We start from the raw sequence: 25838 nt of genomic DNA, 5'->3' as shown, positions 1-25838 counted from the left end.
GACCGCCCGGTGCGTCAGGGAGCTGCCGCCCAGTACCAGCCCGCGCTCTCCGTGTTCTGCACGGCCACGGCGGCCAGCGGTCCGACGTCCGGCAGGGTCACGGTGGCGGTGACGGGCGCCCGGTCGTCGAGGTTGCCGAGGGCCCAGAACGTGTCCTGCGCGCCGGCGTCCGCCGGCTCGCTGCGCGCGACGGTCCCGTCCTGACCGATCGCGTAGATCCGGAGCCACCGGTTCGGCGTCGGGTACTGGTACGTGGTCGTCCCCACCTGGTCGCACGAGAGCGTCAGCGTGGCCAGCCGCCCCCGCACCCCGTCGACGCTGACGAGCCAGCACGAGCCGTCGGCCAGGCGTTGCTCGGTCCCCTGGGCCCACGGGCTGCCCTGGCTCCCGTCCGCCGCCGTGTCCGGCTGGTCCGTCGCGGGCTCGGCGCTCGGCTGCGCCGGCTCGCTCGGCTGGGCCGAGGGCGGCGCGGTGGTCTGCGTTTGCCCGGCGGGGTCGCGCTCTTGGTCACCCCCGGTGAGGCCGGTCCAGGCGCCGAACGCCACGGCAGCCAGGACCGCCGTTGCGGCCGCTACCGAACCGAGGACGACCAGGGGGCTGCGCCGGCGCCGCCGTCGGGCAGCGCGTGCGCCGCCCCGCGCCGGGCTCGGCGGTCCGGTGAGGAGCGTGGCACCGGCAGGGTCTGGCACGCCGAGCGAACGCAGGATCGCGTCGAGGGACGGGCGCCCGCCCGGATCCCTGACGAGGCAGGCGTCGAGGAGCGGGCGCAGGTATGCGGGAGCGTCGCCGTAAGCGGGTTCCTCGGCCGAGACCCGGTACAGCACCACGGCGGGATGGTCGCCGTCGAAGAGCCGGTTGCCGGTGGCGGCGTAATAGGCCAGCGCACCCAGCGCCCAGATGTCGGCGGCCGACGTCGCGCGGCTGCCAGAGGCCTGCTCAGGAGCCATGTACACCGGGGTGCCGACCGGCTGCCCGGTCAGGGTCAGCCGCGTCGCGTCGATGGTGGCGACCACGCCGAGGTCGATCAGGCACGGACCGTCCGGGCCGAGGATCACGTTGGCCGGCTTGACGTCGCGGTGCACCAGCCCGACGCGATGCATCTCGTGCAGCGCCTCCCCGACGCCCGCGACCAGGCGCAGCACGTCCGCCTCCGACAGCGGTCCCTGGGCGGCCAGCGCCTGCGCGAGGGTCGGCCCTGGCACGTACTCGGTGGCGAGCCACGGGAGCTCCGCGTCGGGGTCGGCGTCGATCAGGTTGGCGATGAACCGGCTGCGTACCTTGGCGGCGGCACGCACCTCGCGGCGGAAGCGTGCGCGGAACTCGTCGTCGTCGAGCTGGGCGCCCCGGATCAGCTTGATGGCCACCTGCTGTCCGCGGCGCGCGGTGCCGAGGTAGACGTCGCCCATACCCCCGCTGCCGAGCCGGCTCCGGACCCGGAACGGCCCGATGGTGCGGGGCTCGCCGGGGCGCAGGGCCGCAGGCTCCGGTCCGGACACCGTCCCCTGGGCGAGTGGGTCGTGCAACACCGGACGCTTCCCCCCCTGTTGATCACCGCACGAACCAGGTATATGTGGCGTAGCCGCCTGGCAGATTACCGCACCCGGGTGAACCGCCGCGGTGTGAGGATGGTCCCGTGGAGAGACTCAGCATCTGGGCCCCCGACGGGCTGCCCGAGATCAGCCCCGGCGACGACCTCGGCGAGCTCGTCGCCGACCTCTTGACCGGGCAGGACGAGCAGGACCGGCCGCGCGACGGCGACGTCGTCGTCGTGACCTCGAAGATCGTGTCCAAGGCGGAGGGGCGGGTGATAGCGGCTGCCGATCGGGAGCAGGCCATCACCGACGAGACCGTCCGCGTGGTCGCCCAGCGGGAACGTCCTGGCCTGCCACCGTTGCGGATCGTCGAGAACAAGCTCGGCCTGGTCATGGCCGCGGCGGGCGTGGACGCGAGCAACACCCCGGAGGGCACGGTCCTGCTGCTGCCTGTCGATCCGGACGTCTCGGCCCGGACGATCCGTGCGGCGCTCACCCAGCGCCTGGGCCTGCGTCGGATCGGAGTGGTCGTCACCGACACCGCCGGCCGGCCCTGGCGCGACGCCCTTGTCGACATAGCGATCGGCTGCGCAGGGATCACGCCCACCGACGACCTGCGGGGCAGCGTCGACGCCCACGGCCGCCCGCTGAACGTGACGGTCACCGCTGTCGTCGACGAGATCGCCGCCGCCTCCGAGCTGGTCCGGGGCAAGTCGACCGGGCGCGCCGTCGCCGTCGTGCGCGGCATGGGCCACCACGTCACCGCCGACGACGGCCCGGGCGCCCGTGTCCTGGTGCGCAGCAGTGCCGACGACCTGTTCCGCGAGGGTTCCGCAGAGGCCTACGCCCGCGGCCTCACCGACGGCCGGGCGGACGCCGGACCTGCCAGCTGACCGGCGGTACTCGGAACGGCGAGGCAGCGAGCTAGTGGGCCTGCGGTACTGACTCGCGGTACCAGGTACGGCGAGTCAGTACCGGAGACCGGGTTGTTGCTCGTTACAGCGACGGGCGGCGGGAGGTCATCCGCGCGACCGGTGACGGGGCGTCGCCGTCCTCGGCGGTGACGGTCACCGACCAGTCCGGTTCTGGCTCGGTCTCTTCCCCGGCGGCCGACGGCGGAGGCGGCTCTGCCGACGGCCCGGCCTGCTCCGGAGGCGGCTCTGAGGGCGGAGCCGGCGGGGGCGGGGGCACGGCGGGCTCACGTGCCGGGGTGTCAGCGCCTGAGGCCGGAGCGGGAGTGCCTGAGGCCGGAGCCGGAGCCGGAGCGACCGCGGCCGGGACCGGGAGCGGAATCGCTCCGGACGGGTCGGTCGACCCGGTCGATCCGGTCGCAGCGGGTGTCTCCGGTGCAGGCGCCCGCGGCGCGGGCGCCGCGGCGGTAGATGTCAGCGGTCCGGTCGCCGGCGCGCCAGGTGTCGGCAGACCGGGCACCTGTGGCGCCGGTGCCGCAGCGGCAGGTATCTGTGGTGCCGGTGCCGCAGGGGCAGGCACCTGCACGGTGGGCGCGGGAGGCGCAGCCGGTACCGGCCCGCCCGGCGAGCCCCCACCCGGCGAGCCCCCACCCGGCGAGCCCTCACCCGCGCCGCGCCGGGTCGCCGAGGCGACCGGGTCGACGTCGGGCAGCGGGGACTCCAGCAGGACCACGTCCACGCGCGACTCCCGCAGCTCGCGGCAGGTCGCCAGACCGATGCCGCCCACGTAGTCCTCGAGGGTCTGCAGCAGCTTGAGCGGCGTGGCCAGGATCATGTGGAACCCGAACGCCGCGAACGTGTCCATGGCGGTGCGGGTGAAGGCGGTGTCCGCCTTGTCGAAGGCCTCGTCCAGGAGGATCGAGCCGTAGGCGGGCGTTCCCGAGTCCGACGTCCCGGCCAGCTGGTACCGCAGGGCCGCGGCCAGGCAGAATACGACGAGCTTCTGGCGCTGTCCGCCGGAGAGACCGGCGGACGAGTCGTGCACGGCCAGCGCGATGCCGCCCGCTGTGACCTCGACGCCGGTGAAGTGCACGTGCCGCCGGGTGTCCAGGCACAGGGACCGCCACGCGCGGTCGGCGTGGTCGCTCGAACCGAGCCGGCGGACCAGACGTTCCAGCACCTCGTACTCCGGCTCGGTGTCGCCCGTGAGGGCGTCGAGGGTCGCGAGGAACTCCTCCACGGCCGCGGGGCGCCGTTCCTTGACGCGGATCTCCAGGAACCGGTCGGTGTCGAAGGGGGAGCGGCGCAGGGAGGTGTTGACCCCGACTATCCGTTCGCGGATTGCCGCCGGTGCCTGCCGGATCTCGGCGGCGAGCTTGCGCAGCGCGCGCCGCGCCTGGTCGGTGAGGAGGTCGGAGAACCGCACCTCCTGCTCCGGCAGGCGGGACGTGCGGATGCGCTCCAGCACCTCCAGGTACCGGGACCGGTCGCCGACCTGCGCCGTCAGGTCGCGGGTGATGGCGGGCCAGCGCCGCCGGAACTCGGCCAGCAGCCCGACGATCTCTCGTTCGGCAGCGCCCGAGGTGCGCAGCCCGGCCTCGCGTTCGGCGTCCAGCGTGCGCGACACGGTGAGCGAGACGTCGTCGATCACCTCGTGCGTCACCGTCTTGCGGACGGCGGCGTACCGCTTCTCCAGCTCCTCGCGGTGCGCGAGAGGGATCGGGCTGGTCGGGGCGTCGCCGAGCTCTGTGACCACGCGCTCCAGGGAGCGGCGGTGGGCGCGCGCCTCGGCCAGGGTGTCGGCGGCCACCGCAGCGGCCGCGCGGGCCTGGTCCAGCCGGCTCTCGGCCGCCGCGACGTCCTGCGACGCCTGCAGCAGGTCCATCGTGCCGTCGAGCAGCCGGTCGAACGAAGCCTGCGCGTCGGTCAGGTCCGCCTCGGCCGTCTCGATGTCCACCTCACGCCATTCCCGGCGGGCGACGTGCCGCAGCGTGAGCTGGCGACGCACGGCCTCGCGCTGCTCGGCAACGGCGTCGGCCACGGCGGCGTCCGCCTCCGCGAGTCGGGCCTGCGTCTCGCGCGCGAGCTCCAGGAGCTGGTCGAGGCGGTCGTCGGCGTCCCAGCCGAGCGTCCAGTCCTCGACGCCGGGCAGCAGCGGTTGCTCGATCTCCTCCGGCCCGTGCTTGACCAGACCCTCGCGGGTCACCGCCCGCTCGTGCCGGTCCAGCCCGGACGGGTCGTCGACGCACAGGTAGTCGTACTGCTCCGACAGGCGCCGGTGCAGCCAGCCCGACATGGGGCCGTCCTGCACCTCGACCTTGTGCACCAGCGAGGCGTCGTCGGTGGACCGGGGCGCGTCGTTGCGCACGCCGACCACGCGGTAGCGCAGGCCCGGCCCCGCCGCGACCGCCCCCGCGACGGCCGCGCGGTGCGCCGGGGCGACGAGGACGAGCGTGGCCAGCGGCCGCAGGACCCCCTCCAGCACGGGACGCCAGTCGGCGTCCTCCTCCCGGACACGCAGCAGCTCGGCCGCGAACGGCAGCACCGATACGTCCAGCCCGGCGGCCTCCGCCACGGCCCGGCGGGCCGCGGCGAGCTCGGCGGGGACGTTCGTCTGGGTCTGCCGTACCGCCTGGATCCGTGCGGCGACAGCCTCGTGCCGGTGTCCGACGGCGGAGCGCGCGGCCAGCGTCTCCCGGATCGTCGCGTCGAGCGCCTCGGGCGCGCGCGACCGCCCGACGGTGGCCACGGCCCCCGTGGCGACCGATGGCACCGCCCCCGTCGGCGTCCCGGCGCCGACCGACGGGACAGCACCCGTCGGGACCGCCGACAGCTGGCCCGTCGCGACGGCGGGCAGGGCGCCCGTCAGGGTCGGCACGGCGCCGGTGGTCAGCGGCTTCGCGCCGCCCAGCTCCCACCGTGCCTTCTCCTTGAGTGCCGCGAACTCCCCGAACGTCTCGGGCATGTACATGCCCACCGACTCCAGGTCGGTGGCGAGCTCACCACGCCGGGTGCGGACCAGAGCGGCGATCTCACCCGCCCGCTGGAGGCGGTCGGCCTGCGTGGCGAGCGCCTGCCCGCCCCGGGCGCCGAGCACGTTCACCGCCTGCTGGTGCGTGTTCGCCGCGACGTCGACCTCGGTGTCGGCCGCCTGGCGGTGGTGCTGGGCGCGCTCCTCGGCCGCTCGCGACTCCGCCAGCGCGCCGTGCGCGAGATCGAGCTTCCACGCGTCCTTGAACGTCTCGAGGGATCCCCGCAGGCTCGCGGCACGGACCCCCGCCGCCGAACCCTCGTCGTACGCCTTGGTCAGAGCCACCAGACGGCCCAGGTGCTCGATCTGCCGCCGTGACGTCTCGATGTCGGCATAGGCGCGGGCCACGTCCGCGAACTGGTCCACCGCCTGGGCCGCCAGCTCGAACGTGCTCGGTTCGTCCAGCATGTGCCCGCGGAACAGGTCGTCGAGGCTGCCCAGGTTCTTCGCGGACTGTGTGCGGTGCAGCAGCACCAGCGCCTGCTCCGAACCGATCCCCAGCGACTGCGTGAACGCGGCGGCGAACGGCCCGTGCCGCTCGCTCACCGTCGCAGCGGGCCAGGCGGCGGTCACCCCGGCGGCGTCCGGACCGGAGCGGACGTACCGCTCGAAGTCCAGCAGCCCCACCTCGGCGGGCACCACCACGTGCAGCGTCGCGGGGGCCGACGAACCCCGCGTGAGATGGAACAGGCGCACCAGCGTCACCGTGTCGTCGGGCGCCTCGGTGCCGTTCGAGTACCGCAGCAGGACGCCCGACCAGGTAGCACCCGGCCGCAGGTGGTCGGCCACCACCTCGCCCGTGCTCTCGTCCGTGCGGTGCCGCCACGCGCCCCGCACGTACGAGACCACGTCCCGGTCGCCCGCCTCGCGCTCGGCGCCCGTGCCGGCGGCGGCCACGTTGAACCGCAGCTGCTCCGGCGGGGTCAGGACCGCGGCGACGGCGTCGACCAGCGACGACTTGCCCGAACCCGAGTGGCCGGTGAGGAGGAAGCCCTCGCGGGGTACCGGCACCACGTGGTGCCCGGCGAACGTGCCCCAGTTGACCAGCTCGATGCGCGCGAGGCGCCACTGTCCGGGGTGGGCCGTTTTCATGCGCTCTCCTTCGCCAGTCGTGCGTACTCGGCGCTCAGCGCCGCTACCTGGTCCGCGCCGAACACGGTCCGGAGCACCGGCGAGACCACGCACCGGTCCCCGCCGAGGGGTTCCAGCATGCCCGACTCGATCAGCCGGGCCCACGTCGCGTCCAGCTGCCGGGTGAAGTCCATCGGCGAACCACCACCGCGGCGCCGGTACATGCCCAGATGGTCGGCGGCCTCGTCACGGCTGATCGCCACCCGCCCGTCCGCCGAGTCCAGCAGCAGGGCACGCAGATGCAGCAGCAGTGCCGTGTCCAGGAACGTGAGCGTCAGCTCCCGCACGACCTGGGGCGCGTCCGGGGCAGGCACGTCCCGCACGAACGCGACCTGCGCGTCGGCGTCGATCACCAGGTCGAGGTACTGGTCGGCGAGGCGCTCGCGGACGACGTCCTCGTTCGTCAGGAGCGCGCGCCAGGTGTCCGGGTCGGGCTCGGCGGCGAGGTAGGGCCCGCGTACGAGCCGGGCCAGGGCGAGGCGGGCCGGCGCGGGCAGCGTGCCGTGGTCGCCGGGCCAGAGGTGGACACCCGCGCCGGCGTCGCCGTCCGTGCCGCTCCCGGCGCCGGGCGGCGCCGACGTCGTACCGCTGCCGGCCGGGCGCCCGGGGCGCGCGCTGCGGAGGTCCGTCGGGCCGGGCCGGGCAGGGCCGGCTCCTGTCGCGTTGGGTTCGGTCACGGGACATGCTCCTCGAACTGGTTCTGGGGGAGTACGGCCCGCCGCGCGACGCCGCGCGAGGACCGCCAGTTCACGTCTTCGCTCTTGCCGGTGGCCACTCCGTGCCCCTCGGCGAGCGTCAGGAGGCCGACCACGCTCGCGGCCCCCTGGGTGGCTGGGTGCGCGGCGAGCACGGACGCGATGGTGGCCCGGCCGACGGCCGCGACCCGCTCGTTCACGTGCCCGCGCAGCTCGTCCACGTCGATCTCGGAGTCGCGGGCCAGGGCGCGCAGCGCCGTGAGTGAGACGGTCCGGGGCGGCAGGGCAGGTGCGGCGGTTGGCGCCACGGCGTCCTCGCCGCCCGGGTTGTGCGGCCGGAAGCCGCCCACCGACCGGGGCGTGACGGCACCGAGCGGCAGCGTGAGCCGCACCTCGGTGGCGGGAGTGAGCTCGGGGGCCGCGGCGAGGGCGGCGTCCTGCGCCTGGCCGAGCAGACGACGCAGGGCGCGCTCGGCCGGGAGCTCCCCGGACCTGACCATGCGCTGCAGCGCCCGGCGCAGCACGCTCATGGTGTCGGTGAGCTCGTCTGCCGCGTCCTGCAGGCTCGGGAGCAGACGGCGCAGCGCGGAGGCCTCCGCCGGGGCGAGGTGGACGGTGTCGAGCACCCGGCCGACGTCGTCCTGCGCCGCGTGCTCCGCCTGCCGCAGCAGCTCGCGGAACGCGACCAGGCCGCGCCCTGCCTCGGACTCGGCGAGGTGGTCGACGCCGCGGTAGATGTCGTCGAGGAACGTGTCGCGCGAGCCGTCGGACTCCAGGAGCCGGCGGCGCAGCTCGCGGTCGGTGCGCTCCAGCTCGGTGCGCACCCTGGCCAGGTCGGCGGGGATGTCGCCGGCCAGGGCCAGGATCTCGCGTGCGCGCTCGGCGGCGGCGTCGGGCGGCAGGGCATCGGAGTCGCCGCGGCGGGCGCGCTCGATCCTGGCGTCGAGGGCGGCGCGCTGCTCCAGCAGGGAGGCGAGGCGGGTCTCCGGGTCGGGGTCGGCATCGGAGGCCAGCGAGTGCAGGCCGTCGAGCACCGCCCCGAGCCGCGACGGCGTCACGGCCGGGTGGGGTTTGCTCAGGCGGGAGACGAAGCGGATGGCGAGCAGCGCGCCGTCGGACAGCTCGAGGGTCTCGGTGCCGGGCTCTCCGGCGGTCTGGGGTGCGCGGCGCCGGACGAGAACGCCCTCGTCGATCCATTCCGAGACGTAGAAGTAGCCGGAGTAGGGCAGCTCGAAGCCCGCGCGGCGGAGCTCTGGCAGGTCGTCGTCGATGCGGTCGGCGAGCTGCTCGACGGGCAGCCTGCGGCGGGACCCGCCGAGGTTGCGGTCCAGCAGCACGACGGCGGCCGCGGCGTTCCTCGACCGCAGCAGCACCCACGCGGGATGCTCCTGGAGGAGCGCGCGCACGCCGCGCGCCGCCTGGCCGCGACGAGCCGACCCGTGCCCGGCGGCCTGCCGGGGCACGGAGGCGTCATCACCCGGTGTGCTCGCAGTACCCATGAGGGCTGAGGGTAGTAGGCCAACGTGTCGGTATGGCACCCCCGGAGGAAACATGCGACACATGCTCTGTCGATGAGCCGCGACGGGCATAGACGTATAGAGTCAGGTCTCACAGGGCTTGCCGGAAAACTGATCTTTACTTTCCGGCGAGCCCTGTCGTGCGTCATGGCACGTTTCGATGGCCGAGCGTCGACGGGAGGGCGCCTTGCTCACCACAGCAGCCCAGATCGTTGTCAGGATCCGAGCCGAGCGAGAGCTCAGCATGAGTTCACTGGCAGTGCTGGCGGGCGTACCCACGTCGACGATCAGCCGGATCGAGTCCGGGCAGATCGAGCCGACGCTCGGCATGATCCGCCGCATCGCGCTGGGTGCCGGATATCACCTGCACCTGCAGTACTACGACCTGTTCTCGGGCAAGCTCGAGGACGACATCGTCGGGGTCGGCGCCGCTGAGCGGACGAGGGAGGTTGAGGACGATCCTGGCCGCTAGGGACAGTTCGTCTCCGTCCACTACCTTGTCTCGGTATGGGATGTCTGCGCGGGGGGCGCGAGAACACCGGCGGACGGCGCCGTCCGCACGTTCTCGCAGGTTGTGACATTGCGCGCAATTACCACCGAATTCGGGCGTCGCTCCACGCCCAGGTTGTGCCCGCCATTCCTCCGAGCAATATGGTCGTCATATGCCGAACGTCATGATCCCCGCCGAAGTGCGGGAGGACGTAGAGACACTGTGGGCGTTCCACGACCTGCAGCACGAGCCCCGACCGGTCGACGTCTGCATCGGCCTGGGTGGTCACGACCTGGGTGTCGCCGACTACACGGCCGACCTCTACCTCGAAGGGTTGTTCCGGCAGATCGTCTTCACGGGTGCCAACGCGCCCACCACTGTCGACGCCTTCCCTGAGGGCGAGGCCTTCGGCTACCGCGACCACGCGATCGCTCGCGGCGTGCCCGCCGAGGCCGTGCTCGTCGAGCCGACCGCGACCAACACGAGCGAGAACCTGGAGTACAGCCGCAAGCTGCTCGCCGAGCTCCAGGTCGAGCCGTCCTCCGTGCTGCTCGTCTCCCATCCCTACCAGCAGCGACGTGCGTTCGCGACCTGCCGGGTCGTGTGGCCCGACGTCGACGTGCTGTGCGTGTCCCGGCCCCTGGAGCTCGACGCGTACCTCCGGACGATCGGCGACGCCGACCGCGTGGTCGACATGCTCGTCGGCGAGACGCAGCGCCTCACGCTGTACGCCGAGCTCGGCTTCATCGCCCACGAGGAGGACGTGCCCGGCGAGGTGATGCGCGCGTTCGACCGGCTCGTCGCGGCCGGCTACACGTCGAGGCTCGTGGAGGACCGCCGCCCGATCGACGTCTGACCGGCGTCGGGCCGGCGGGGGACCCGCGTCCGCCCGGCCGGCTGAGGCGGACGTCACGAATCGGGCGAGCAGTACAACCTTGGCGAGCCTGGCGAGTCGTCCGGTTCTCCGTTACGTTCCGGGCATGGGCGAGGAAAGCAAGCGGGGCAAGGATCCCAGGAAGTTCACCTGGCAGGAGATCTTCACGTTCATCGCGGGCGCCGGGTACGTGGCCAGCCCGATCGACCTCGTGCCGGACCTCCTGGGGCCGCTCGGCCTCGGGGACGACGCGATCGCGATCGTCATCGCCGGCGTCACCCTGTACAAGGCAGTGCAGCGCTTCCGGAAGCACCGGCCGGTGCCCGGGACGACCGGGGACACCGCGTCGGACAGTACCGGGACGGGTGGCTCGGGAGCTGGTACCTCGACGCCGGGCGGTACGGCACCGGGCGCCCCCTCGTCGACCGCCGCTCCGGGCTCGTACACGACGGGCAAGACGATCCCCGGCACCGCCGAGGACGTGACGCCGGACCGCAGGAACAAGCGCTGACGTCGTCCCCTGCTCTGGCCTGCCGGTCGGAGCGGGTTTAGTGTCGGCGGCGTGGTCGGCAACAACGCACCCCGCATCCTGGTCGTGGGCGGCGGCCCCACCGGAGCCGCGACGGCGATCGCCCTGCGGCGCGAGGTGCCGGACGCGCGCGTGACGCTGGTCGACAAGGCCACCTTCCCGCGTGACAAGACGTGCGGTGACGGCCTCGGCCCTGGTGCCAGGCGGGTGCTCGACGGGCTCGGCCTGGCGGAGCGACTCGAGCGGTTCCACATGCCGATGTCGGTGGCGATCAGCGGTCCGGGCGGGGTGGAGGCCGTCGCACGCGGCCCGATCATGGAGGGCCGCGACCTCGCCGGCTACGTCGCACCTCGGCTCGCTCTGGACGACCTGCTCCTGGACGCGGCGCGGGAGTCGGGCGCGGAGGTCCGTGAGGGTGTCTCGTTCGAGGGGATGACGTCGGTGGACGGCGGGTCCGCAGCTCCCGAACGGGTCAGGCTGTCCACCGGCGAGGCCACGTTCGACCTGGTCGTCGGCGCGGACGGTGCCTACTCCGGCGTCCGGCGAGCGATGGGCGTCGCCCGGCCCTCGATGCGGCACACCCACATCGCGATGCGCGCGTACGGGAAGGTGACCCACCCGGCCAAGCCGGTGAGCGACACGCTCAGGTTCGACTTCCTCGAGACGCTCCTGCCGGTCTACGGCTGGGTCTTCCCGCTGCCCGACGACGGCGCGAACCTCGGCGTCGGCATCCCGGTGGACCACCTGAAGCGGCAGACCGCGCGGTACGGGCGCTCGCTGCGCGACCTCTTCGACCTGTACGTCGCGGACCTGGAGCGGCGCGGGTTCGTCGTGTCCGGGGTGGAGCGGGTCGCCGCGCACCAGCTCCCGCACGCCGCGGCGCGCACTCCGATGACGGCCCCCCGGCGGTCCGCCGTGCTGCTCGGTGATGCCGCGGCGACGATCAACCCGCTCAGCGGAGAGGGAATCTTCTACGGGATGGCCGCCGGGGTGCAGCTCGCGGAACATCTCGGGGCGCTGGTGCGGGCCGGCGGGTCCGTGCGGGGCGCGGAGCTTGCCGGGGCGCTGACCGGGTTCGAGCAGGCGCACAGGCTCCGGTTCGGGCGGCACTACCGGGAGTGCTACCTGGCGCAGCAGCTGATGCGCTCCAAGCTCTGGGCGGGCATCGCCACGCGTGCCGTAGCGGCGTCCGACACGGCGATGGCGCACGTGGCGCTCATGCTGTTCGACGAGCAGTCCGCCGGGTCGCGCGGGCTGCTGCGCCTGGCGAGCCGGACCGTGCGGCCGCTGCTGCGCCCGCCGTGGGCCGCCCGGACGGGGCGTTGAGCCTCCGCAGGATCTGTCAGAATTGCGCCTCGGCGATTTTTCGCCCGAGGCTCACCCTGTCCGCCCTGACTCGAGGACGACGATGTCACGCACCATCCGCCGGGCCGTTGCACGACTGATCTGGGCCGGTACCGGCTACCGGATGCGCTCGGAGCCCGCCCCGACCCGGCCAACGGTGTTCATCGGTGCGCCGCACACGTCCAACACGGACTTCTTCCTGATGCTGGCCATCGCGTTCGACATGGACCTGAAGATCCGCTTCCTGATCAAGGACTCCTGGTTCAAGGGCCCCCTGGCCGGTCTCATGCGCGCTCTCGGCGGGATCCCCGTGGACCGGAAGGATCCGGCCAGCATCGTCGAGGAGATCCTCGGGGCCGTCGAACGGGGCGAGGAGTTCCACCTCGTCGTGACGCCGGAGGGCACCCGCGGCGCCGGCTCGGGCTACTGGAAGTCGGGCTTCTACCGCATCGCGCTGAAGAGCGGCTTTCCCCTGACGCTCGGATACGTCGACGGCGTGGCCAAGGTCGCGGGCCTCGGGCCGAGCATCCAGCTCACCGGGGACGTGCGCGCCGACATGGACGTGATCAGGGCCTTCTACGCGGACAAGTCGGGGGTCAACCCGGCCAACCGGGTGGAGCCGCGTCTCCGCTCGGAGGACCAGGACAGCTGAGTGCTGGATATCTGTTGGGTCTGAGCCGAGAAACCCACAAATATCCAGCACTCAGCGGGGGTCACATGGTGAGGGACGCGACCTCGTCCGGGAGCTCCATCGGGTCCAGCGGGCCGTGGTGGGTGACCTCGCCCTGGTCGTCGATCAGCACGACGTCGCCGTCGGCCATGACGCCGAAGTGCGAGGCGAGGTCGCCCATGCCGTCCTCGAGCTGAGTGACGCCGTCGACGTCGGCCAGCGGGTCGGCCATGGGGTCGCTGTCCTCGCCGGCGACCGAGAGCAGCTCGACACCCTCGACGTCGCCGAGGGCGGCGGCCGTGTCGGCGCAGGTATCGCACGTCTCGGACCAGAAGAGGACGACGGCAGGGCTGCCCGCGAGCTCAGCACCCTCGTAGGGGTCTCCGCTGACGGTGGTCGCCGTGAAGTCGAGCGCGTCGGACATCATCTCGTCCTCCGCCATGTCGTCCATCGGGGACTCTGACATCTCGTCCATCGGGGACTCCGACATCTCCTCGTCCATCGGGGACTCCGACATCGTGTCCTCGGACATCTCGCCGCCGCCCGGTTCCGCGGCGGAGCCGCAGGCCGCGAGGGCGAAGGTGCAGGTCAGAACTATCGCGGCGGTAGCGCCGCGGCGCAGTGTTCTCATGCGGTCGACGCTAGGTCCGGGCCGCGGCGAACAACCCTTACAGCCTGCTTACCGGCTTCTTACGCGCCCGGTCGGCGGATCGGTCTGCGGGTCGGCCGGTCGGCCGGTCGGCCGCGAGGTCCAGGGAGTCCAGCACGCGCGCCAGGCCGAACTCCCAGGCATGGGCAGGGCTCAAGGGGGCGTTCATCGCCTGGCCGGCTGCGCCGCCCACGCGCTGGGCGAGCGGGTAGCCGTCGCCGAGGTACTTCGCGAGACGCCCCGCCCATCGGGCCCAGCTCTGCGCGATCTCGTCGGCCCGCGGATCGCGGCGCCGGGCGCGGGCCGCGGCCCGCACGAAGTCGAGCACGAACGTGAGCGCGGCGTCGCGGGCGACGTCGTCGAGGGGCAGCTGGTCCAGCGCCTGCAGCTCGTGGTCGTACTTGGCGATGGTGCCGGGACCGAACGCCGTGCGCTCGTCGTCGACCTCCAGCAGCCAGGGATGCTCGACGTGCAGGGCCAGGTTCGCCTCGGCGACGCGCCGCACGCGCGTGCGCCAGCCCGCGTTCCCGTGGGCGGGCAGCGACATGCCCGCGTAGATGGCGTCGGCCATCAGCACGAGCAGGTCGTCGCGGCCGTTCACGTGCGTGTACACCGACATCGTCGAGATGCGAAGGGCCTCACCGAGGCGCCGGACGGTGACGGCGGCGAGACCCTCGGCGTCGGCCAGCGTGCACGCGGCGTCGACGACGGCGCCCGTCGTGACGCGGGACCGGGGACCGCGCGTGCCGCCCCGGGGCGCGGCCGGGTGGTCACGCCAGAGCAGGTCGATCAGCTCACGGGGCATGGGTCTCCAGGATCGGGGTGACAGGCCGGGAACATTCTGCAATCATCCTACGTTGTACGCCGTACAAGGTTATGATCCCGACGCGAGGAGCCCGCTTGAACATCACCGGTACCGCCCTGTCCCTCAACGTGTCCGATGTCGCCGCGTCGGCCGAGTTCGCGCAGAAGCACCTCGGGTTCACCGAGTCCATGTCCGACGACGGGTTCGTGTCGCTCAACCACCCCACGGCCGGCGTCAACGTCGTGTTCCTCCGGGTGGGCCTGGGGACGTTCAAGCCCGAGCGCATCGCGGGCCCGGCCGGCCAGGGGCTGCTCATCGCGTTCGTCGTCGACGACCTCGACGCCGAGTTCGCCCGCATCTCCGCCGCCGGCGCGGAGGTGGTCACGCCGCCCGAGACCGAGCCGTGGGGCGAGCGCTACTGCCAGTTCGCCGACCCCAACGGGATCGTCTGGCAGCTCGTCCAGTGGGTATGACGGTTCGGCTGCTCACTCTCCCTCGGGGCCACTCTCCTCTGGGACTACTCTCCTTCGAGGTCAAAGTTACTTCGCTTTGAGCGGCCTCAAAGCGAAGTAACTTCGGCCTCGAAGGGAAGTGCCAGCGACCCGGACGGCCGCGTGACCGTTAACCGTGCGCCCAGCCGGACCACCCGGTCACCCGCACCCTGATCAGGGGACCGTCCGGCCGGCGCTCGCGATACTGCGGGTACCGCGCGGCGAGCGCGTCCAGCGCCGCCGCGCGGGGCTCGCCCTCCTGCTCGTCCCCGTGCTCGACGGTCACAGGGTGCTCGACGGTCGCGTCGTGCTCCACGTGCTCGACGGTCGCTACGCCGTCGGCGCGCACCCACCAGAGATGCGTCCAGTCGTCGTCGTACCGGTCGGCGAGGAACGCGACCCGCGGGTTCTCCGTGAGGTTGCGCAGGCGCCTCAGGTCCCGCGTGGTCTTTGGCTTGTGGTCGACGGCGACCACGACCTCGTCGACCGATGGCGCGCCGGCTTCGGCGTCGGTCGCTGTGCCGTCCGTGGGAACGCCCGTGGATCTGAGCAGCACGAACGTCACCGGCACGAGGTGTGGCACGCCGTCGGCGTCGGCGGTGGCGAGGTAGGCGTGCCGGGCCGCGGCGAAGCGGGAGCGGCAGTCGTCGGCATCGAGGCGCACCCTGACATTCTGCGAGCGGTCATGTCGAACGGCTGACTCAGTGCGCGAATAGGTCGTTGCGTATCCGCAACAAACGACTGCAAGTGCTGCGAATCCGAATGATGTCTGGGAGGCTTGCTTCCGAGCTAATCAAGGATATTCTTAAGGGGGAGCCGGCTTGGCATGGGAGATCCTGATCACGGACGCCGTCGAGGGGTTTCTTGACGAGTTACGAGAGTCTGATCGCGAGACGCATCGATTGGTGAACAGTGCGATCCAGGTCCTTGAAGACAACGGTCCGATGGAGGGGCGCCCGCTCGTGGACAGCATTGTCGGATCGACGATCTCCAACCTGAAGGAACTCCGGCCCCCGTCCGTGGGCCGCACCGAGATCCGGATCCTGTTCTGCTTCGATCCCTGGCGGTCGGCGATCCTGCTCGTCGCAGGTGACAAGGCGGGGCGATGGAACCGCTGGTACCAGGAAGCAGTTCCGAGGGCTGAGCGGCTCTATGCCGAATACCTGAGTGAGCGTGAAGAGGAGGCTGCACATGGACGGCGTTAAGCGCTGGCGGGACACCCGGCATCGCGCTCTGGCGGTCGAAGCTGCTGGGGGCGAACCAGCCTTCAGTGAGGGTGTGCGCAAACTTCTCGACGAGTCGCGTGGGTGGCGGCTCGCTGAGATGCGTCTGAAGCGAAGCATGACGCAGGCCGACGTGGCATCGCAGATGGGCATTTCGGTCGCACGTGTGTCGCAGATAGAGGCGGGCGACGTGTCGACGCAGGATGTGCTGCGGCGCTACATCGCAGCACTTGGCGGAACGCTGCATCTCGTCGCTGACTTCGGCGACGAACAACTGAAGGTGAGTTGAGCCGAGAGCCTGTCCGATCGCCGATGCTGGAGGCATGAGCGACAACGAACAGCACTCCCGCAGGGCGCGCGATCTCGGGATCGTCGTCGGCGCGCTGCCCACCGGGCGGCACAACGCCCTCACCGACGTGCCCGGAGTACGGGTGGGGCACACCACCATCGTGGACGCACCCCGCCTCCACACCGGCGTGACGGCGATCGTCCCCGACGCCCTCGGCCCGGACCGACGCAGCCTGCCGTGCGGGCTGTTCGTCGGCAACGGGTTCGGCAAGCTGGTCGGGGCGACGCAGATCGCCGAGCTCGGGGCGATCGAGACGCCGATCCTCCTGACCGCGACCCTCAGCGCGTTCCGAGCGGCGGACGCCCTGGTCACGCACGTGCTCGCGAGCCCGGGTCACGAGGAGACCCGCACCCTCAACCCGGTCGTCGGAGAGACGAACGACGGCCGGCTGAGCGACATCCGCGCCCGTCCGATCGCGGAGTCGCACGTGCTCGCCGCGCTCGACGGCGCGACCGCTGACCTCCCCGAGGAGGGCTGCGTCGGTGCCGGGACCGGGACCATGGCCCTCGGGTTCAAGGGCGGGATCGGCACCTCGTCGCGCGTGGTCGGCGGCTGGACCGTGGGCACCCTGGTGCAGTCCAACTTCTCGGGCACGCTGATCGTGCGCGGCGTCCCGATCCCGGCCGACGCCGCGGAGCATGACCATGCATCTGCTACCGCCCTGAGCCCAGCCTGGCAGCAGGCGCATGGTCATTCTGACGGGTCGTCGGCGGTTGCGCACGAGCCCGATGGCAACTCCTGCATGATCGTGGTCGCCACCGACGCGCCCCTGGACGCTCGGCAGCTGGGCCGGGTCGCGCGTCGGGCGGTGTTCGCGATGGCGCGCGTGGGCTCGGACTTCGCGGGCGGCAGCGGCGACTACGCTCTGGCGTTCAGCACGCCGGGCGCACCGCCGTCGGGCAGCACACCGGGCGCGGCCGGGAGCCGGTTGGACGAACGCGACCTGGACCCGCTCTTCGCCGCGACCATGGACGCGGTGGAGGAGGCCCTGCTGAACTCGCTGCTGGCGGCCACCACCACCGTGGGGCACCGGGGCACGGCGCTCGCCGTGCCCCACGACGTGGTGCTTCGCCGGCTGCGTGCCGCCGGTGTGCTGCCTCAGCCCTCGGCGGGGACACCCGCCTCGTAGTCCGCGGAGAGCGTGATGTCGACGTCGATGTCCCGGGGCTGGAGCTCGACGTGCGCGCCGCCGGCGTCGGCCATGGCACCCGCGCGCATCGCGTGCATCGGGGCGTTGCCGCCACCGTTACCACCGCCACGCAGGCCCGCCTCGTAGATCGCCACGGGCGCGACCGGGCCGAGGCCCAGCGCGTCCGCGTACGACTGCGCGCGCACCACCGTCTCCTCGGCGGCCTCGATCCGGGCCTCGGCCTGCAGCATCCTGCGCGTCTCGTCGGTCAAGGCCCAGGCGATCCGGTCGATCTCGACGCCGTCGACGTCCATGATGTCGGCCAGCCACGTCGAGAGCGCCTCGAAGTCGCGGAACGTCACCGACAGGCGCGCCGACGCCCGGAACCGCCGGACGCGCTGCTTGCCGCCCGTCTCGGAGCTCTTGACCCGGTCGTCGTAGACGTACGAGTGCACGGACGCCGAGTCCCACTTCTCCGCGGCGCCCGCCGCGACGTGCGCCCTGGCCTGCTCCACGAGGATCCTGTGGGTGCGGGCCACCTGGTCGACGACGTCGTTGCGGAGCGTGCCCGAGAACGCGACGTGCAGGTAGACGGTGCCGCGCTCCGCGGGGTGCGTGCGCTTGGCCTGGCCTTCGACGGCGATGCGAGTCATGCGCCGAGTCTGCCGACCGCGCGTCGACCTGCGCCACCCCCACACGGCTCGGGGACCCCGCTACCCAGCGATCGGGTCCAGAAATGTGCGGAGCTATGGGCCCGATCGCTGGGTAGGAGCGAGCTCCCGCGTGCTTCGGCGCCGCGTCAGCCGATCGTGCCCTTGCCCACCGGACCGCGCGTCAGGACCGGGTCGAGCCCGCAGAACTCCCCGTAGCGCGCGGCCTCCGCCTCGATCGCCGCCCACACCGGGCGGCTCGGCTCCTCGTTGAGCTCGACGGTGATCTCCACGGTCTGTGCCTTGAGGGCCCGCGACCACGCCCCCTCGATCATCCCGTCCACCGTCACGATGCCGGCGTACAGCCAGCGACTGGGCACACCGTCACGTCTCAGTGCGGGCCACCCCTTGAAGTCGTGGCAGAAGAGCTCGTCGAACACCGACAGCAGCCGGACCGTGCCCTCCGGGGCCGGCTCGGGCAGGTCGCCGTCGGTCCAGAGCGTCAGGCCGGCCAGCTCGTGGCGGGTGAGCCCCGCATCGACCACTGCCCGCCGTGCCACCGTCTTGGTCAGGGTGCCCCACCAGGCGACGTCCTCCGCGCGGCACGGGCCGTGTCCGCGCACGTAAGCGCGTGCCAGGTGGGCGACCGCCTCCTCCTCGTCCCAGGCCCGCTGCTCCGGCAGCAGCCGATAGGTGGCCTGCTTGCCCCGCATCGGACCGCTCGCGACCAGCAGGTCGAGCTCGGCGTGCATCATCACCTGGCCCAGGTGCCAGGTGTCCAGCGGTGCGCCCTCGGACTCGGCGAGCACGGCGCCGAGCTCCTTGCGGGTCAGCGGGCCCTGTGCCAGCGCCCCCGCCACCACCGCGTGCCGGCGCGCCAGCAGCGAGTGGTCGAAGCCGCGCGGCTTCTCCGCCGAGAGCATCGCCCGGCGGACCCGCGGCGCGGTGGCGGCCATGAGCGGCGCCAGGTCCTCGGGCACCACGTAGTGCCACGTGGGACGCAGGACGTGCGTGCGCAGAATCGTGCCGTCAGCCAGAGCGGCCTGTACCTCGGCCAGCGTGGCCGGCCGCGTCAGACGCTGCGCCACGCCCCACGCGGACGAGTGCAGCTCCTGCGACTGGACGGCACCCAGCCGGGCGACGACGCCGGGCACGCCGGCACCGTCAGCCGACCGCAGGGCGCCCAGGCCCGCCGAGGCGAGCCGGGCGCGCTGGATCGAGCGCACGTCAGACATAGTAGGCATCTCCCTCTCCGCCGGCGTGCCCCGCCGCTCGGGCACGCCGATGCTTCAGCAGGCTTCGGATCAGCAGGATCACACCGATCACGAACAGGATCATCACCGGGATGATCGCGAGCGGCGCGAGGACGGAGAGGAACCCGAGGCCGACGCTCGTGACGTCCTCCGCCGCGCTCACCACCGGGGCCGCCGTGCCGCCCGAGACGGTGTTGGCCACGACGCGGCCGCCGGCCTTCGCTGCGTGGGTGCCGAGGGCGAGGACGATGCCCGAGACGATGGGGATCCACTGGCCGGACTGCACGAACGTGCTGGGGTCGGTGACCGTCGTCGTCTCCGACATGGACCCGGCACCGAACGCGATACCGCCCGCGGTCGGCCGGATGACGGTCTGCACCACGTCGTTGATGGAGTCGAGCACCGGGATCTTGTCCGCGGCGAACTCGAGCACCAGCAGGACGGTCAGGATCGCCAGGACCCAGCCGTTCTCCAGCCAGTCCCAGGCGCCCGGCAGCGACACGAGGTCCGTGAAGCGCGAGAGCACGCCGAGGAAGATGAGCGGGATCCATGCGTTGAGGCCCGCTGACAAGGCGAGTCCGGTTCCGGTGGCAAGTTCGAGCATGACTCGAAGTGTTCCACGGCACACCGACACTCCGGGGGCCAAAAGTGTCCGGTGTGCCCGATCTGTTATCGGAGCGTGGCGAACCGTCTCACGAGCCGACCCGAGCGGCGCCCCGGGCCTGCCCGTATCACCTGGAACATGCGTGGCCCGCGTGCAAGAGTTGCTGCTGTCCGCCGCTGCTGCGCTGCCCGGGAGGCTCTGATGGTCTGGACGATCTTCGCCGTGGCCTCAGTGGTGCTGCTGGGGCTGTCGGCCGGCGTGTTCTTCGCCTTCTCGTCGTTCGTCATGAGCGGCCTCGGCCGCGCCTCCGACGAAGCCGCGGGGGCCGCGATGAGCGGCATCAACGAGACCGCGCCCCTGCCCGCCTTCATGTCCGTCTTCTTCGGCGCGCTCCTCGTCCCGGCGGTCACGGGCATCTGGGGTCTCGTCGACGGGCGGGACGGCGGCGCGTGGGTCCTCGCGGCTGCCGCGGTCTACCTGATCGGTACGTTCGGCGTGACCGCTGCCCTGAACGTACCGCTCAACAACCGGCTCCTCGCTGCCCACGACAAGGCCGCCGGATGGCGTGCCTACTGGCGGCCCTGGACCGCGTGGAACCACGTCCGCACGCTCGCGGGCGTCGTGGCGACGGTGCTCGCGGCGGTCGGCCTGCTCTGACCGGTCGGCCTTCGGCGGCGTGGTCGGGGACAATCGACCACATGCCCGCCATCGACTTTCACCGCACCCTGCCCGGATACCAGCGGACGCCGTTGCGCGACCTGCCCGGGCTCGCGAAGGAGCTCGGTGTCGGGCGCGTGCTGGTCAAGGAGGAATCGAGCCGCCTCGGGCTGCCCGCGTTCAAGGTGCTCGGTGCGTCCTACGCGACGGCGCGCGCGGTCGGGGAGCGGTTCGGGCTCGCCGAGGTCACCCTGGACGCGGTGCGCGACGCGGTCCGGGGCCGCGGCGTCCGGCTGTACGCGGCCACGGACGGGAACCACGGTCGCGCCGTCGCCCACATGGCCTCCCTGATCGGTGCTACCGCGACGATCTACTACCCGCAGGGCATCACCGAGGCTGCGAAGAAGGCGATAGCCACCGAGGGTGCCCAGGCGGTGGAGGTCGAAGGCGCCTACGACGACGTGGTGGCCCGCGCGGCGGCCGAGGCGTCCGCGGACCCGGCGTCGATCCTGGTGCAGGACACCTCCTGGACCGGGTACACGGACATCCCGCAGTGGATCGTCGACGGCTACTCGACGCTGTGCCTCGAGACCGACGCGCAGCTGTTCGCCCTTGGCCTCGACGGGCCGGACCTGGTGGTCGTGCCGGTCGGCGTGGGCTCGTTGGCGCAGGCCGTGGTGAGCCACTACCGCGGTGCCGCGGCGGCGGACGGCGGCACGCTGCTCGCCGTCGAGCCCGACCGTGCCGCCGGCCTCGTCGCGTCGTTGCGCGCGGGCGAGCCGGTCACGGCGCCGACGGGCGACACGATCATGACGGGGCTCAACTGCGGCACGGTCTCCGCGCTCGCGTGGCCGGTGCTGCGGGACGGGCTGGACGGCGCGGTGACCGTCTCCGACGACCAGGCCGCCGGCGCCGTCGAGGACCTGGCGCGGCTCGACGTCGACTCCGGACCCTGTGGCGCGGCGACCCTCGCGGCGGCCCGCCTGGTGCTGGGACAGGCCGGCTGGCGGGAGGCGATCGGTCTGCGGCCCGACGCCGTCGTCCTGCTCCTGTCGACCGAGGGCCGGGCCGCGAACCCGGTCCCGGAGGACCGGGTCTGACCTCCGCCCAACCATCGTCGCCTGGAGTGTGCTCGTGCCCGTCTCTCTTCCCGCCGCCCTCGACCCGATCCTGCCGCTGCTGCGCTGCCCGTCGTGCGGCGCGGAGCTGTCGCCCGGTGACGGTGTGCTGCGCTGCCCACGCCGGCACAGTTTCGACGTCGCCCGCCATGGGTACGTCGGTCTGCTGACCGGGGCACGGGCGACCAGCGGCGACGACGGGCCGATGGCCCGCGCCCGGCGCGACTTCCTGGCCGCCGGGCGGTACGGACCCGTCCGCGCGGCGGTCGCGGATCTCGCCGGTGAGGCCGAGCTCCCCGGCGGACCCGGGCGCCCCGGTCGCTCGGGACGCCCCGCCACGGTGGTCGACGTCGGCTGCGGCACCGGCTACTACCTGGCCGGCGTGCTCGACGCGCTGCCCGGCGCCGTCGGCCTGGGCCTGGACACCTCTGGGCACGCGCTGCGTGCGGCGGCCAAGTCGCACGTGCGGGCCGCTGCCGCGACGTGGGACGTGTTCCGGCCCTTCCCCATCGAGTCCGAGCAGGTGGACGTCGTGCTCGACGTGTTCGCCCCGCGCAACCCGGCGGAGTTCCACCGGGTGCTGCGCCCGGGCGGGGTGCTGGTCGTGGTGCGGCCCTTCGGCGGGCACCTGGCCGAGCTGCGCCGCCAGGTGACGCAGATGGTGACGGTCGACCCGGACAAGGAGCAACGCCTGCACCAGGCCCTGGACCCGTACTTCGAGACCGCGCGCACGGAGCGGGTCGAGTACACGACGCCGCTGACCCGGCAGGAGGCCGTGGACCTGGTGCTGATGACGCCGAGCGCGCGCCACGTCACCGCGGCGGAGCTGTCCGACGACGGAGCGCTGCCCGCAGAGGTGACGGTGTCGGTGCTGGCGACGGCCTACCGGAGGCGGTGATCGTTGCCGTGCTCGGCGCGGTCAGCGCGCCGTCCGAGCGCCGGCCGTGCGCAGGTAGTTCGTGAACAGCTCGGCCGTCCGCCCGATGCCGTCCTCCTGCCGCAGCCGGGCACCCAGGTCGGCGGCTCGCTCGCGCAGCGCCTCGTCGGTGGTCGCCTGCGCGATCGCCGCCGTGAGCCGGTCGGCGTCCACCTTCTTGATCCTGATGGGTTCCGGTCCGACGCCGAGGTCGGCCACCCGGCGTCCCCAGGCGTGCTGGTCCGCCGCTACGGGGGTGATGACCGTGGGGATCCCGGCGCGCAGGCTCGCCGCCGTCGTGCCGGCGCCCCCGTGGTGGACCGCCGCCGCGAGCCGGGGGAACAGCCAGTCGTACGGGACCGAGTCGATCTGCAGCACGTGGTCCGGGAAGTCACGGTCCTGACCCAGGTTGGCCCAGCCGCCGATCAGGAGGCCGCGCCGCCCGGTGCGTTCGAGCGCCTCCAGGTACGCGTCGACCAGCCGGCCCGGGTTCGCTACCGGGATGCTGCCCAGGCCGAACGACACGGGCGGCTCGCCCGAGTCGAGGAACCGGGCGAGGTCCGCCGGTGGCTCCCAGCCGACCGGGGCGCGCGTGGGCAGATAGCCGGTGACCTGGATGCGGGGGTGCCAGTCGGCAGGGCGCGGCAGGACGAGCGGGCTGTACGCGTAGTACAGCGGCATGCCCTGCCGGTCCTGGAGCACCCGCGCGTTCGTCCGCAGCGGCGGGAGGTCGAGGATCTCCCGCCGCTGCCGGTTCACGCCGGGACGCTGCATCGTGCGCCAGATCATCTGGTCGGTGCTCCACCAGCCCGCACGATCCAGCAGTGCGCCGCGGCTGCTCCCGTCACCGAGGAGGAACGTCGGGAACTCCTGGGTGGGCGTGACGGGGAAGAACTGGAGGTCCGCGCACGGCACACCGAGCTTCTCGGCCACGTTGTAGCCGTACAGCGCCGTCGGCCCCTTGTAGAGGACGGCCTCGCTGTGTTTGGTCGCACGCCAGATGTCGTCGATGATCTGCGGCAGGATCCGCTTGCGCGACTTGGCGGCGTAGGCCATGAACCGGAGCATGTTCCCCGACTCGACCAGGTCGACCAGCTCGGGATTGTCCGCGTACGACGGCAGGGACGGGCCGAACGGCTCGAACTCCGTGCCGTACGACGCGGCGAGCTCGGCGAAGTCCGGCGACCCGACGACCGTCGGGTGGTGGCCCAGCTCGCGCAGCGCGCCGGCCAGACCGAGCAGCGGCTCGACGTCGCCGCGCGAGCCCGCTGTGAGGATCGTGATCTGCATGGGTGTCCTTCCTCGGAACTACGGCGTCCGGCCGAGCCGCTCGTCGATGAGGGCCAGGACGGCGTCGGTGTCCGGGGCCTTCGGCGTCAGCATCCGGTCGATCATCTCGGTGACGGTGTCGATCAGGGTTTCGGGTGACGGGCCGTCCAGCCGGCCATGGTGTTCCTGGATGGCGTGCAGCACCGCGGCGGTCAGCGCGTCCAGCACGACGGCGACGGACGCGAGGTCGATACCCGGCCGAACGGCTCCCGCCTGCTGCATGGCGCCGAGGAACTGGCCGAGAAGACCGAGTCCGGCCGGGCCGGGCATGGCCGCGTCCGGGTCTCGCAGGTACCTCCCGAACACGTCCCGGTCCCGGGTGGCGATCGCGGCGAGCAGCGGATCCTCGGACACCACCCGGAAAGCCGCCCTGAAGATGCTCGCCGCCGTCCCGGGTGACGGGGCGGCACCCAGCTCCTTGCGCCAGCGGACCGTGTAGACGCCCAGGGCTCGTGCCGCGACGGCGTCGACGAGCTCGCGCTTCGAGGCGAAGTGGCGGTAGACGATCGTCCGGCTCAGGTCGGCCTCCTCGGCGACGTCGACCATGGTGAGCTTGTCGTAGCCGCGGCTCATGAGCAGCCCGACGGCGGCGTCGAGCAGGGCGTCCCGGCGCCTCTCGCCGTCGACCATTGGCTTCTCCCCCGTGTGACACTGTGACGATATGTGTCACAGTGTTCCGCTCCGGTGCCGGGCCGTCAAGGGGCAGCGACGTGGAAGGTCAAGACTGATCGCTACGGCTCGCCGCCGTTCGCCCTGGCGTCCGTGCCGGCGGCCGGGTCGTCCGAGGGCGCGGGCGACGGGTCGGCTTCGCAGCTCTGCTGCGACAGCGGTGCGCCGCTCGGCTGGCCTTGGCCTCTCGGCGTCGGCACGGAGCCCGGCGACGGTGGTGTCGACGCGCACTCCCGCGGGCCGTCGGTCGGCCTGGTGTCGGGGGCGGTGGTCGACAGGTCCGGTCCGGGGGAGGGAGAAACGGGCGACGGCGCGCCCGGGACGGTCTCGCTGGGCCCGGGCCACAGCAGGGCGGTCCCTAGCCCAGCGCCCCCGAGCAACGCCACCGTGGCGACCAGCGCCCACACCGCGGTACGGCGGCGCGGGAGCGCCGGCCGCTGTCCGTGCCGGAGGATCTCCACGCCGGACCCCGCCGCGTCGTCCGTGTCCAGATGCGCGTCCGGACCCGAGCGGGCACGCGCCAGCGCTTCGGACCGGGCGCGGCCGAGGTCCAGCTCGGCATCGACCTGGCTCAGGGCCTGCCGGGCGCGGGTCAGGACGTCGTTCTTCCGTCTCATGTCAGGTCTCCTGACCTTCGGTCACGGTGCGGTAGGCGGCGCGCAGCCGACGTCGCGCGCGGTAGACGCGGGTGGCCGCCGACGGCGTGGTGCAGCCGAGCACACCGGCTACCTCCGCGGTGCTCAGCTCGGCCGCGGCCAGCAGCTCGACGACCTCGCGGTCAGCGGGGCGCAGGAGCGCCAGCGCCCGGCGCAGCACGTCGAGCTCGTCAACGAGGCGCGCGTCGTCCGGTCCCGGGGCCGCCGGGTGCCGCAGCGTCCGTTCTGCCAGCGCGGTGCGCCGCCGCTCTGCCCGGACCTGGTTGGCCAGCACCCGGCGGGCGATGGCGAAGAGCCAGGCCCGTGGGTCGTCGGGTACCTCGCCCTTGCGCCAGGCGATGGCGAACACCTCCGCCACGACGTCCTCCGCCTCGGCCGTGCCGAGCCGGGTTCGCGCGTATCGATGCACCGCACGGGCGTGCTCGGCGAACAGCGACTCGGTCTGCGCCGGTGTGAGCGGGCCTGCCTCGAGGTCACGTGGCTCGGTGTGGGCGGACAGGGCGGTCTCCAGATGGCGGGGGATGGGCGTGGGCCTGCTCAACGGTCTGTGTCCGGCAGCGGGCCCCGCATGACACCTCGGGTGCGTCGGCCTCGTCACATCCTCGCGCTGTCATGG

Annotated in this window: 27 protein-coding genes; 13 read left to right on the top strand and 14 right to left on the bottom strand. The window is 72.7% G+C overall.

The genetic code is table 11. The features are described 5' to 3' along the window. Positions 1-14: 14 nt before the first annotated feature. On the bottom strand, positions 15-1526 hold the full coding sequence (locus tag AB0F40_RS14670; RefSeq protein WP_357468537.1) for a serine/threonine-protein kinase: 1512 nt from the start codon (positions 1524-1526) through the stop codon (positions 15-17). A gap of 107 nt (positions 1527-1633) precedes the next feature. On the opposite strand from AB0F40_RS14670, the gene cofE reads away from it, so the two are divergent. Beyond that, positions 1634-2425, top strand: coding sequence for a coenzyme F420-0:L-glutamate ligase (gene cofE / locus AB0F40_RS14665; RefSeq protein WP_357468534.1), 792 nt, complete (start codon positions 1634-1636; stop codon positions 2423-2425). A 103-nt stretch (positions 2426-2528) separates the two neighbouring features. On the opposite strand, the gene AB0F40_RS14660 is transcribed toward cofE, so the two are convergent. From AB0F40_RS14660 to AB0F40_RS14650, 3 genes are read right to left on the bottom strand one after another with little or no spacing between them, the layout of a single operon-like run. Continuing rightward, positions 2529-6566, bottom strand: coding sequence for an ATP-binding protein (locus AB0F40_RS14660; protein WP_357468531.1), 4038 nt, complete (start codon positions 6564-6566; stop codon positions 2529-2531). Then, positions 6563-7282: a DUF4194 domain-containing protein gene (locus AB0F40_RS14655; RefSeq protein ID WP_357468528.1), complete on the bottom strand. Its 720-nt coding sequence runs from the start codon at positions 7280-7282 to the stop codon at positions 6563-6565. Before AB0F40_RS14655 ends, AB0F40_RS14660 begins: the two co-directional genes overlap by 4 nt. Continuing rightward, positions 7279-8799, bottom strand: coding sequence for a DUF3375 domain-containing protein (locus AB0F40_RS14650; protein ID WP_357468526.1), 1521 nt, complete (start codon positions 8797-8799; stop codon positions 7279-7281). Before AB0F40_RS14650 ends, AB0F40_RS14655 begins: the two co-directional genes overlap by 4 nt. 178 nt (positions 8800-8977) lie before the next feature. Here AB0F40_RS14650 and AB0F40_RS14645 point away from each other — a divergent pair, with 178 nt between their 5' ends. From AB0F40_RS14645 to AB0F40_RS14625, 5 genes are all read left to right on the top strand, one after another. Then, entirely contained in the window at positions 8978-9289 is a 312-nt protein-coding gene (locus tag AB0F40_RS14645) for a helix-turn-helix transcriptional regulator (protein WP_357468523.1), read from the top strand. Between the two features lie 190 nt (positions 9290-9479). Beyond that, positions 9480-10163 carry a YdcF family protein gene (locus tag AB0F40_RS14640; RefSeq protein WP_357468520.1) on the top strand — a complete coding sequence of 228 codons (684 nt, stop codon included), beginning with the start codon at positions 9480-9482 and terminating at the stop codon, positions 10161-10163. 124 nt (positions 10164-10287) lie between these two features. After that, a complete protein-coding gene (locus AB0F40_RS14635) occupies positions 10288-10692 on the top strand; it encodes a YkvA family protein (RefSeq protein WP_357468517.1) in 405 nt (134 codons plus the stop codon). Between the two features lie 51 nt (positions 10693-10743). Next, positions 10744-12036, top strand: coding sequence for an NAD(P)/FAD-dependent oxidoreductase (locus AB0F40_RS14630; protein WP_357468514.1), 1293 nt, complete (start codon positions 10744-10746; stop codon positions 12034-12036). Positions 12037-12118: 82 nt separating this feature from the next. Beyond that, positions 12119-12706 (top strand): 1-acyl-sn-glycerol-3-phosphate acyltransferase, encoded by a 588-nt coding sequence (locus tag AB0F40_RS14625; RefSeq protein ID WP_357468511.1) that lies wholly within the window; start codon positions 12119-12121, stop codon positions 12704-12706. A gap of 61 nt (positions 12707-12767) precedes the next feature. Here the strand turns inward: AB0F40_RS14625 and AB0F40_RS14620 are convergent, their stop codons facing one another. Together AB0F40_RS14620 and AB0F40_RS14615 are read right to left on the bottom strand one after the other, a co-directional pair. Beyond that, positions 12768-13355, bottom strand: coding sequence for a redoxin domain-containing protein (locus AB0F40_RS14620; RefSeq protein ID WP_357468508.1), 588 nt, complete (start codon positions 13353-13355; stop codon positions 12768-12770). Between the two features lie 37 nt (positions 13356-13392). Continuing rightward, complete coding sequence (locus AB0F40_RS14615; protein WP_357468505.1) at positions 13393-14178, bottom strand: TetR/AcrR family transcriptional regulator C-terminal domain-containing protein; 786 nt, start codon at positions 14176-14178, stop codon at positions 13393-13395. A gap of 95 nt (positions 14179-14273) precedes the next feature. Here AB0F40_RS14615 and AB0F40_RS14610 point away from each other — a divergent pair, with 95 nt between their 5' ends. Then, positions 14274-14651 carry a VOC family protein gene (locus tag AB0F40_RS14610; RefSeq protein WP_357468504.1) on the top strand — a complete coding sequence of 126 codons (378 nt, stop codon included), beginning with the start codon at positions 14274-14276 and terminating at the stop codon, positions 14649-14651. A gap of 148 nt (positions 14652-14799) precedes the next feature. On the opposite strand, the gene AB0F40_RS14605 is transcribed toward AB0F40_RS14610, so the two are convergent. After that, positions 14800-15333: a TIGR03668 family PPOX class F420-dependent oxidoreductase gene (locus tag AB0F40_RS14605; protein ID WP_357468501.1), complete on the bottom strand. Its 534-nt coding sequence runs from the start codon at positions 15331-15333 to the stop codon at positions 14800-14802. Between the two features lie 157 nt (positions 15334-15490). Here AB0F40_RS14605 and AB0F40_RS14600 point away from each other — a divergent pair, with 157 nt between their 5' ends. Genes AB0F40_RS14600 through AB0F40_RS14590 form a run of 3 tightly spaced genes read left to right on the top strand, consistent with a single transcriptional unit; the run spans position 15491 to position 17370 of the window. Continuing rightward, positions 15491-15874: a type II toxin-antitoxin system RelE/ParE family toxin gene (locus tag AB0F40_RS14600; protein ID WP_357468499.1), complete on the top strand. Its 384-nt coding sequence runs from the start codon at positions 15491-15493 to the stop codon at positions 15872-15874. Continuing rightward, positions 15861-16181: a helix-turn-helix transcriptional regulator gene (locus tag AB0F40_RS14595; RefSeq protein WP_357468496.1), complete on the top strand. Its 321-nt coding sequence runs from the start codon at positions 15861-15863 to the stop codon at positions 16179-16181. Before AB0F40_RS14600 ends, AB0F40_RS14595 begins: the two co-directional genes overlap by 14 nt. A gap of 34 nt (positions 16182-16215) precedes the next feature. After that, positions 16216-17370: a P1 family peptidase gene (locus tag AB0F40_RS14590; protein ID WP_357468494.1), complete on the top strand. Its 1155-nt coding sequence runs from the start codon at positions 16216-16218 to the stop codon at positions 17368-17370. On the opposite strand, the gene AB0F40_RS14585 is transcribed toward AB0F40_RS14590, so the two are convergent. The 3 genes from AB0F40_RS14585 to AB0F40_RS14575 all read right to left on the bottom strand — a co-directional run bounded on the left by AB0F40_RS14585 (position 17340) and on the right by AB0F40_RS14575 (position 19877). Then, entirely contained in the window at positions 17340-18023 is a 684-nt protein-coding gene (locus tag AB0F40_RS14585) for an SIMPL domain-containing protein (RefSeq protein ID WP_357468491.1), read from the bottom strand. The two genes, AB0F40_RS14590 and AB0F40_RS14585, sit on opposite strands and share 31 nt — an antisense overlap. 146 nt (positions 18024-18169) lie before the next feature. Then, positions 18170-19264 (bottom strand): winged helix DNA-binding domain-containing protein, encoded by a 1095-nt coding sequence (locus AB0F40_RS14580; protein WP_357468488.1) that lies wholly within the window; start codon positions 19262-19264, stop codon positions 18170-18172. After that, the gene (locus AB0F40_RS14575; protein ID WP_357468485.1) at positions 19248-19877 is read right to left on the bottom strand and encodes a DUF4126 domain-containing protein; all 630 of its coding nucleotides are present in this window, start codon (positions 19875-19877) and stop codon (positions 19248-19250) included. Before AB0F40_RS14575 ends, AB0F40_RS14580 begins: the two co-directional genes overlap by 17 nt. A gap of 201 nt (positions 19878-20078) precedes the next feature. On the opposite strand from AB0F40_RS14575, the gene AB0F40_RS14570 reads away from it, so the two are divergent. From AB0F40_RS14570 to AB0F40_RS14560, 3 genes are read left to right on the top strand one after another with little or no spacing between them, the layout of a single operon-like run. Beyond that, complete coding sequence (locus AB0F40_RS14570; protein WP_357468482.1) at positions 20079-20534, top strand: anthrone oxygenase family protein; 456 nt, start codon at positions 20079-20081, stop codon at positions 20532-20534. A 41-nt stretch (positions 20535-20575) separates the two neighbouring features. Beyond that, positions 20576-21634 carry a diaminopropionate ammonia-lyase gene (locus tag AB0F40_RS14565; RefSeq protein ID WP_357468479.1) on the top strand — a complete coding sequence of 353 codons (1059 nt, stop codon included), beginning with the start codon at positions 20576-20578 and terminating at the stop codon, positions 21632-21634. Positions 21635-21668: 34 nt separating this feature from the next. Beyond that, the gene (locus AB0F40_RS14560; protein WP_357468477.1) at positions 21669-22550 is read left to right on the top strand and encodes a putative RNA methyltransferase; all 882 of its coding nucleotides are present in this window, start codon (positions 21669-21671) and stop codon (positions 22548-22550) included. 21 nt (positions 22551-22571) lie between these two features. Here the strand turns inward: AB0F40_RS14560 and AB0F40_RS14555 are convergent, their stop codons facing one another. The 4 genes from AB0F40_RS14555 to AB0F40_RS14540 all read right to left on the bottom strand — a co-directional run bounded on the left by AB0F40_RS14555 (position 22572) and on the right by AB0F40_RS14540 (position 25763). Then, on the bottom strand, positions 22572-23858 hold the full coding sequence (locus AB0F40_RS14555; RefSeq protein WP_357468474.1) for a glycosyltransferase: 1287 nt from the start codon (positions 23856-23858) through the stop codon (positions 22572-22574). Positions 23859-23876: 18 nt separating this feature from the next. After that, complete coding sequence (locus tag AB0F40_RS14550) at positions 23877-24527, bottom strand: helix-turn-helix domain-containing protein (protein WP_357468471.1); 651 nt, start codon at positions 24525-24527, stop codon at positions 23877-23879. 101 nt (positions 24528-24628) lie between these two features. Continuing rightward, complete coding sequence (locus AB0F40_RS14545) at positions 24629-25183, bottom strand: hypothetical protein (protein WP_357468468.1); 555 nt, start codon at positions 25181-25183, stop codon at positions 24629-24631. Position 25184: 1 nt separating this feature from the next. After that, entirely contained in the window at positions 25185-25763 is a 579-nt protein-coding gene (locus AB0F40_RS14540; RefSeq protein WP_357468465.1) for an RNA polymerase sigma factor, read from the bottom strand. Positions 25764-25838 lie beyond the last annotated feature (75 nt).

This window comes from Promicromonospora sp. NPDC023987 (assembly GCF_040639055.1).
Classification (GTDB): domain Bacteria; phylum Actinomycetota; class Actinomycetes; order Actinomycetales; family Cellulomonadaceae; genus Promicromonospora.
This window is presented reverse-complemented; position numbering and strand designations above follow the sequence as displayed.

Bases quoted from the DNA above. Each gene is read 5' to 3' on its own strand.
- AB0F40_RS14555 (WP_357468474.1), bottom strand. From the start codon at position 23,858: ATGCAGATCACGATCCTCACAGCGGGCTCGCGCGGCGACGTCGAGCCG.
- AB0F40_RS14595 (WP_357468496.1), top strand. From the start codon at position 15,861: ATGGACGGCGTTAAGCGCTGGCGGGACACCCGGCATCGCGCTCTGGCG.
- AB0F40_RS14545 (WP_357468468.1), bottom strand. From the start codon at position 25,183: ATGAGACGGAAGAACGACGTCCTGACCCGCGCCCGGCAGGCCCTGAGC.
- AB0F40_RS14570 (WP_357468482.1), top strand. From the start codon at position 20,079: ATGGTCTGGACGATCTTCGCCGTGGCCTCAGTGGTGCTGCTGGGGCTG.
- AB0F40_RS14650 (WP_357468526.1), bottom strand. From the start codon at position 8,799: ATGGGTACTGCGAGCACACCGGGTGATGACGCCTCCGTGCCCCGGCAG.
- AB0F40_RS14635 (WP_357468517.1), top strand. From the start codon at position 10,288: ATGGGCGAGGAAAGCAAGCGGGGCAAGGATCCCAGGAAGTTCACCTGG.
- AB0F40_RS14575 (WP_357468485.1), bottom strand. From the start codon at position 19,877: ATGCTCGAACTTGCCACCGGAACCGGACTCGCCTTGTCAGCGGGCCTC.
- AB0F40_RS14620 (WP_357468508.1), bottom strand. From the start codon at position 13,355: ATGAGAACACTGCGCCGCGGCGCTACCGCCGCGATAGTTCTGACCTGC.
- AB0F40_RS14625 (WP_357468511.1), top strand. From the start codon at position 12,119: ATGTCACGCACCATCCGCCGGGCCGTTGCACGACTGATCTGGGCCGGT.
- AB0F40_RS14640 (WP_357468520.1), top strand. From the start codon at position 9,480: ATGCCGAACGTCATGATCCCCGCCGAAGTGCGGGAGGACGTAGAGACA.
- AB0F40_RS14590 (WP_357468494.1), top strand. From the start codon at position 16,216: ATGAGCGACAACGAACAGCACTCCCGCAGGGCGCGCGATCTCGGGATC.
- AB0F40_RS14580 (WP_357468488.1), bottom strand. From the start codon at position 19,264: ATGCCTACTATGTCTGACGTGCGCTCGATCCAGCGCGCCCGGCTCGCC.
- AB0F40_RS14565 (WP_357468479.1), top strand. From the start codon at position 20,576: ATGCCCGCCATCGACTTTCACCGCACCCTGCCCGGATACCAGCGGACG.
- AB0F40_RS14550 (WP_357468471.1), bottom strand. From the start codon at position 24,527: ATGGTCGACGGCGAGAGGCGCCGGGACGCCCTGCTCGACGCCGCCGTC.
- AB0F40_RS14645 (WP_357468523.1), top strand. From the start codon at position 8,978: ATGGCCGAGCGTCGACGGGAGGGCGCCTTGCTCACCACAGCAGCCCAG.
- AB0F40_RS14660 (WP_357468531.1), bottom strand. From the start codon at position 6,566: ATGAAAACGGCCCACCCCGGACAGTGGCGCCTCGCGCGCATCGAGCTG.
- AB0F40_RS14585 (WP_357468491.1), bottom strand. From the start codon at position 18,023: ATGACTCGCATCGCCGTCGAAGGCCAGGCCAAGCGCACGCACCCCGCG.
- AB0F40_RS14615 (WP_357468505.1), bottom strand. From the start codon at position 14,178: ATGCCCCGTGAGCTGATCGACCTGCTCTGGCGTGACCACCCGGCCGCG.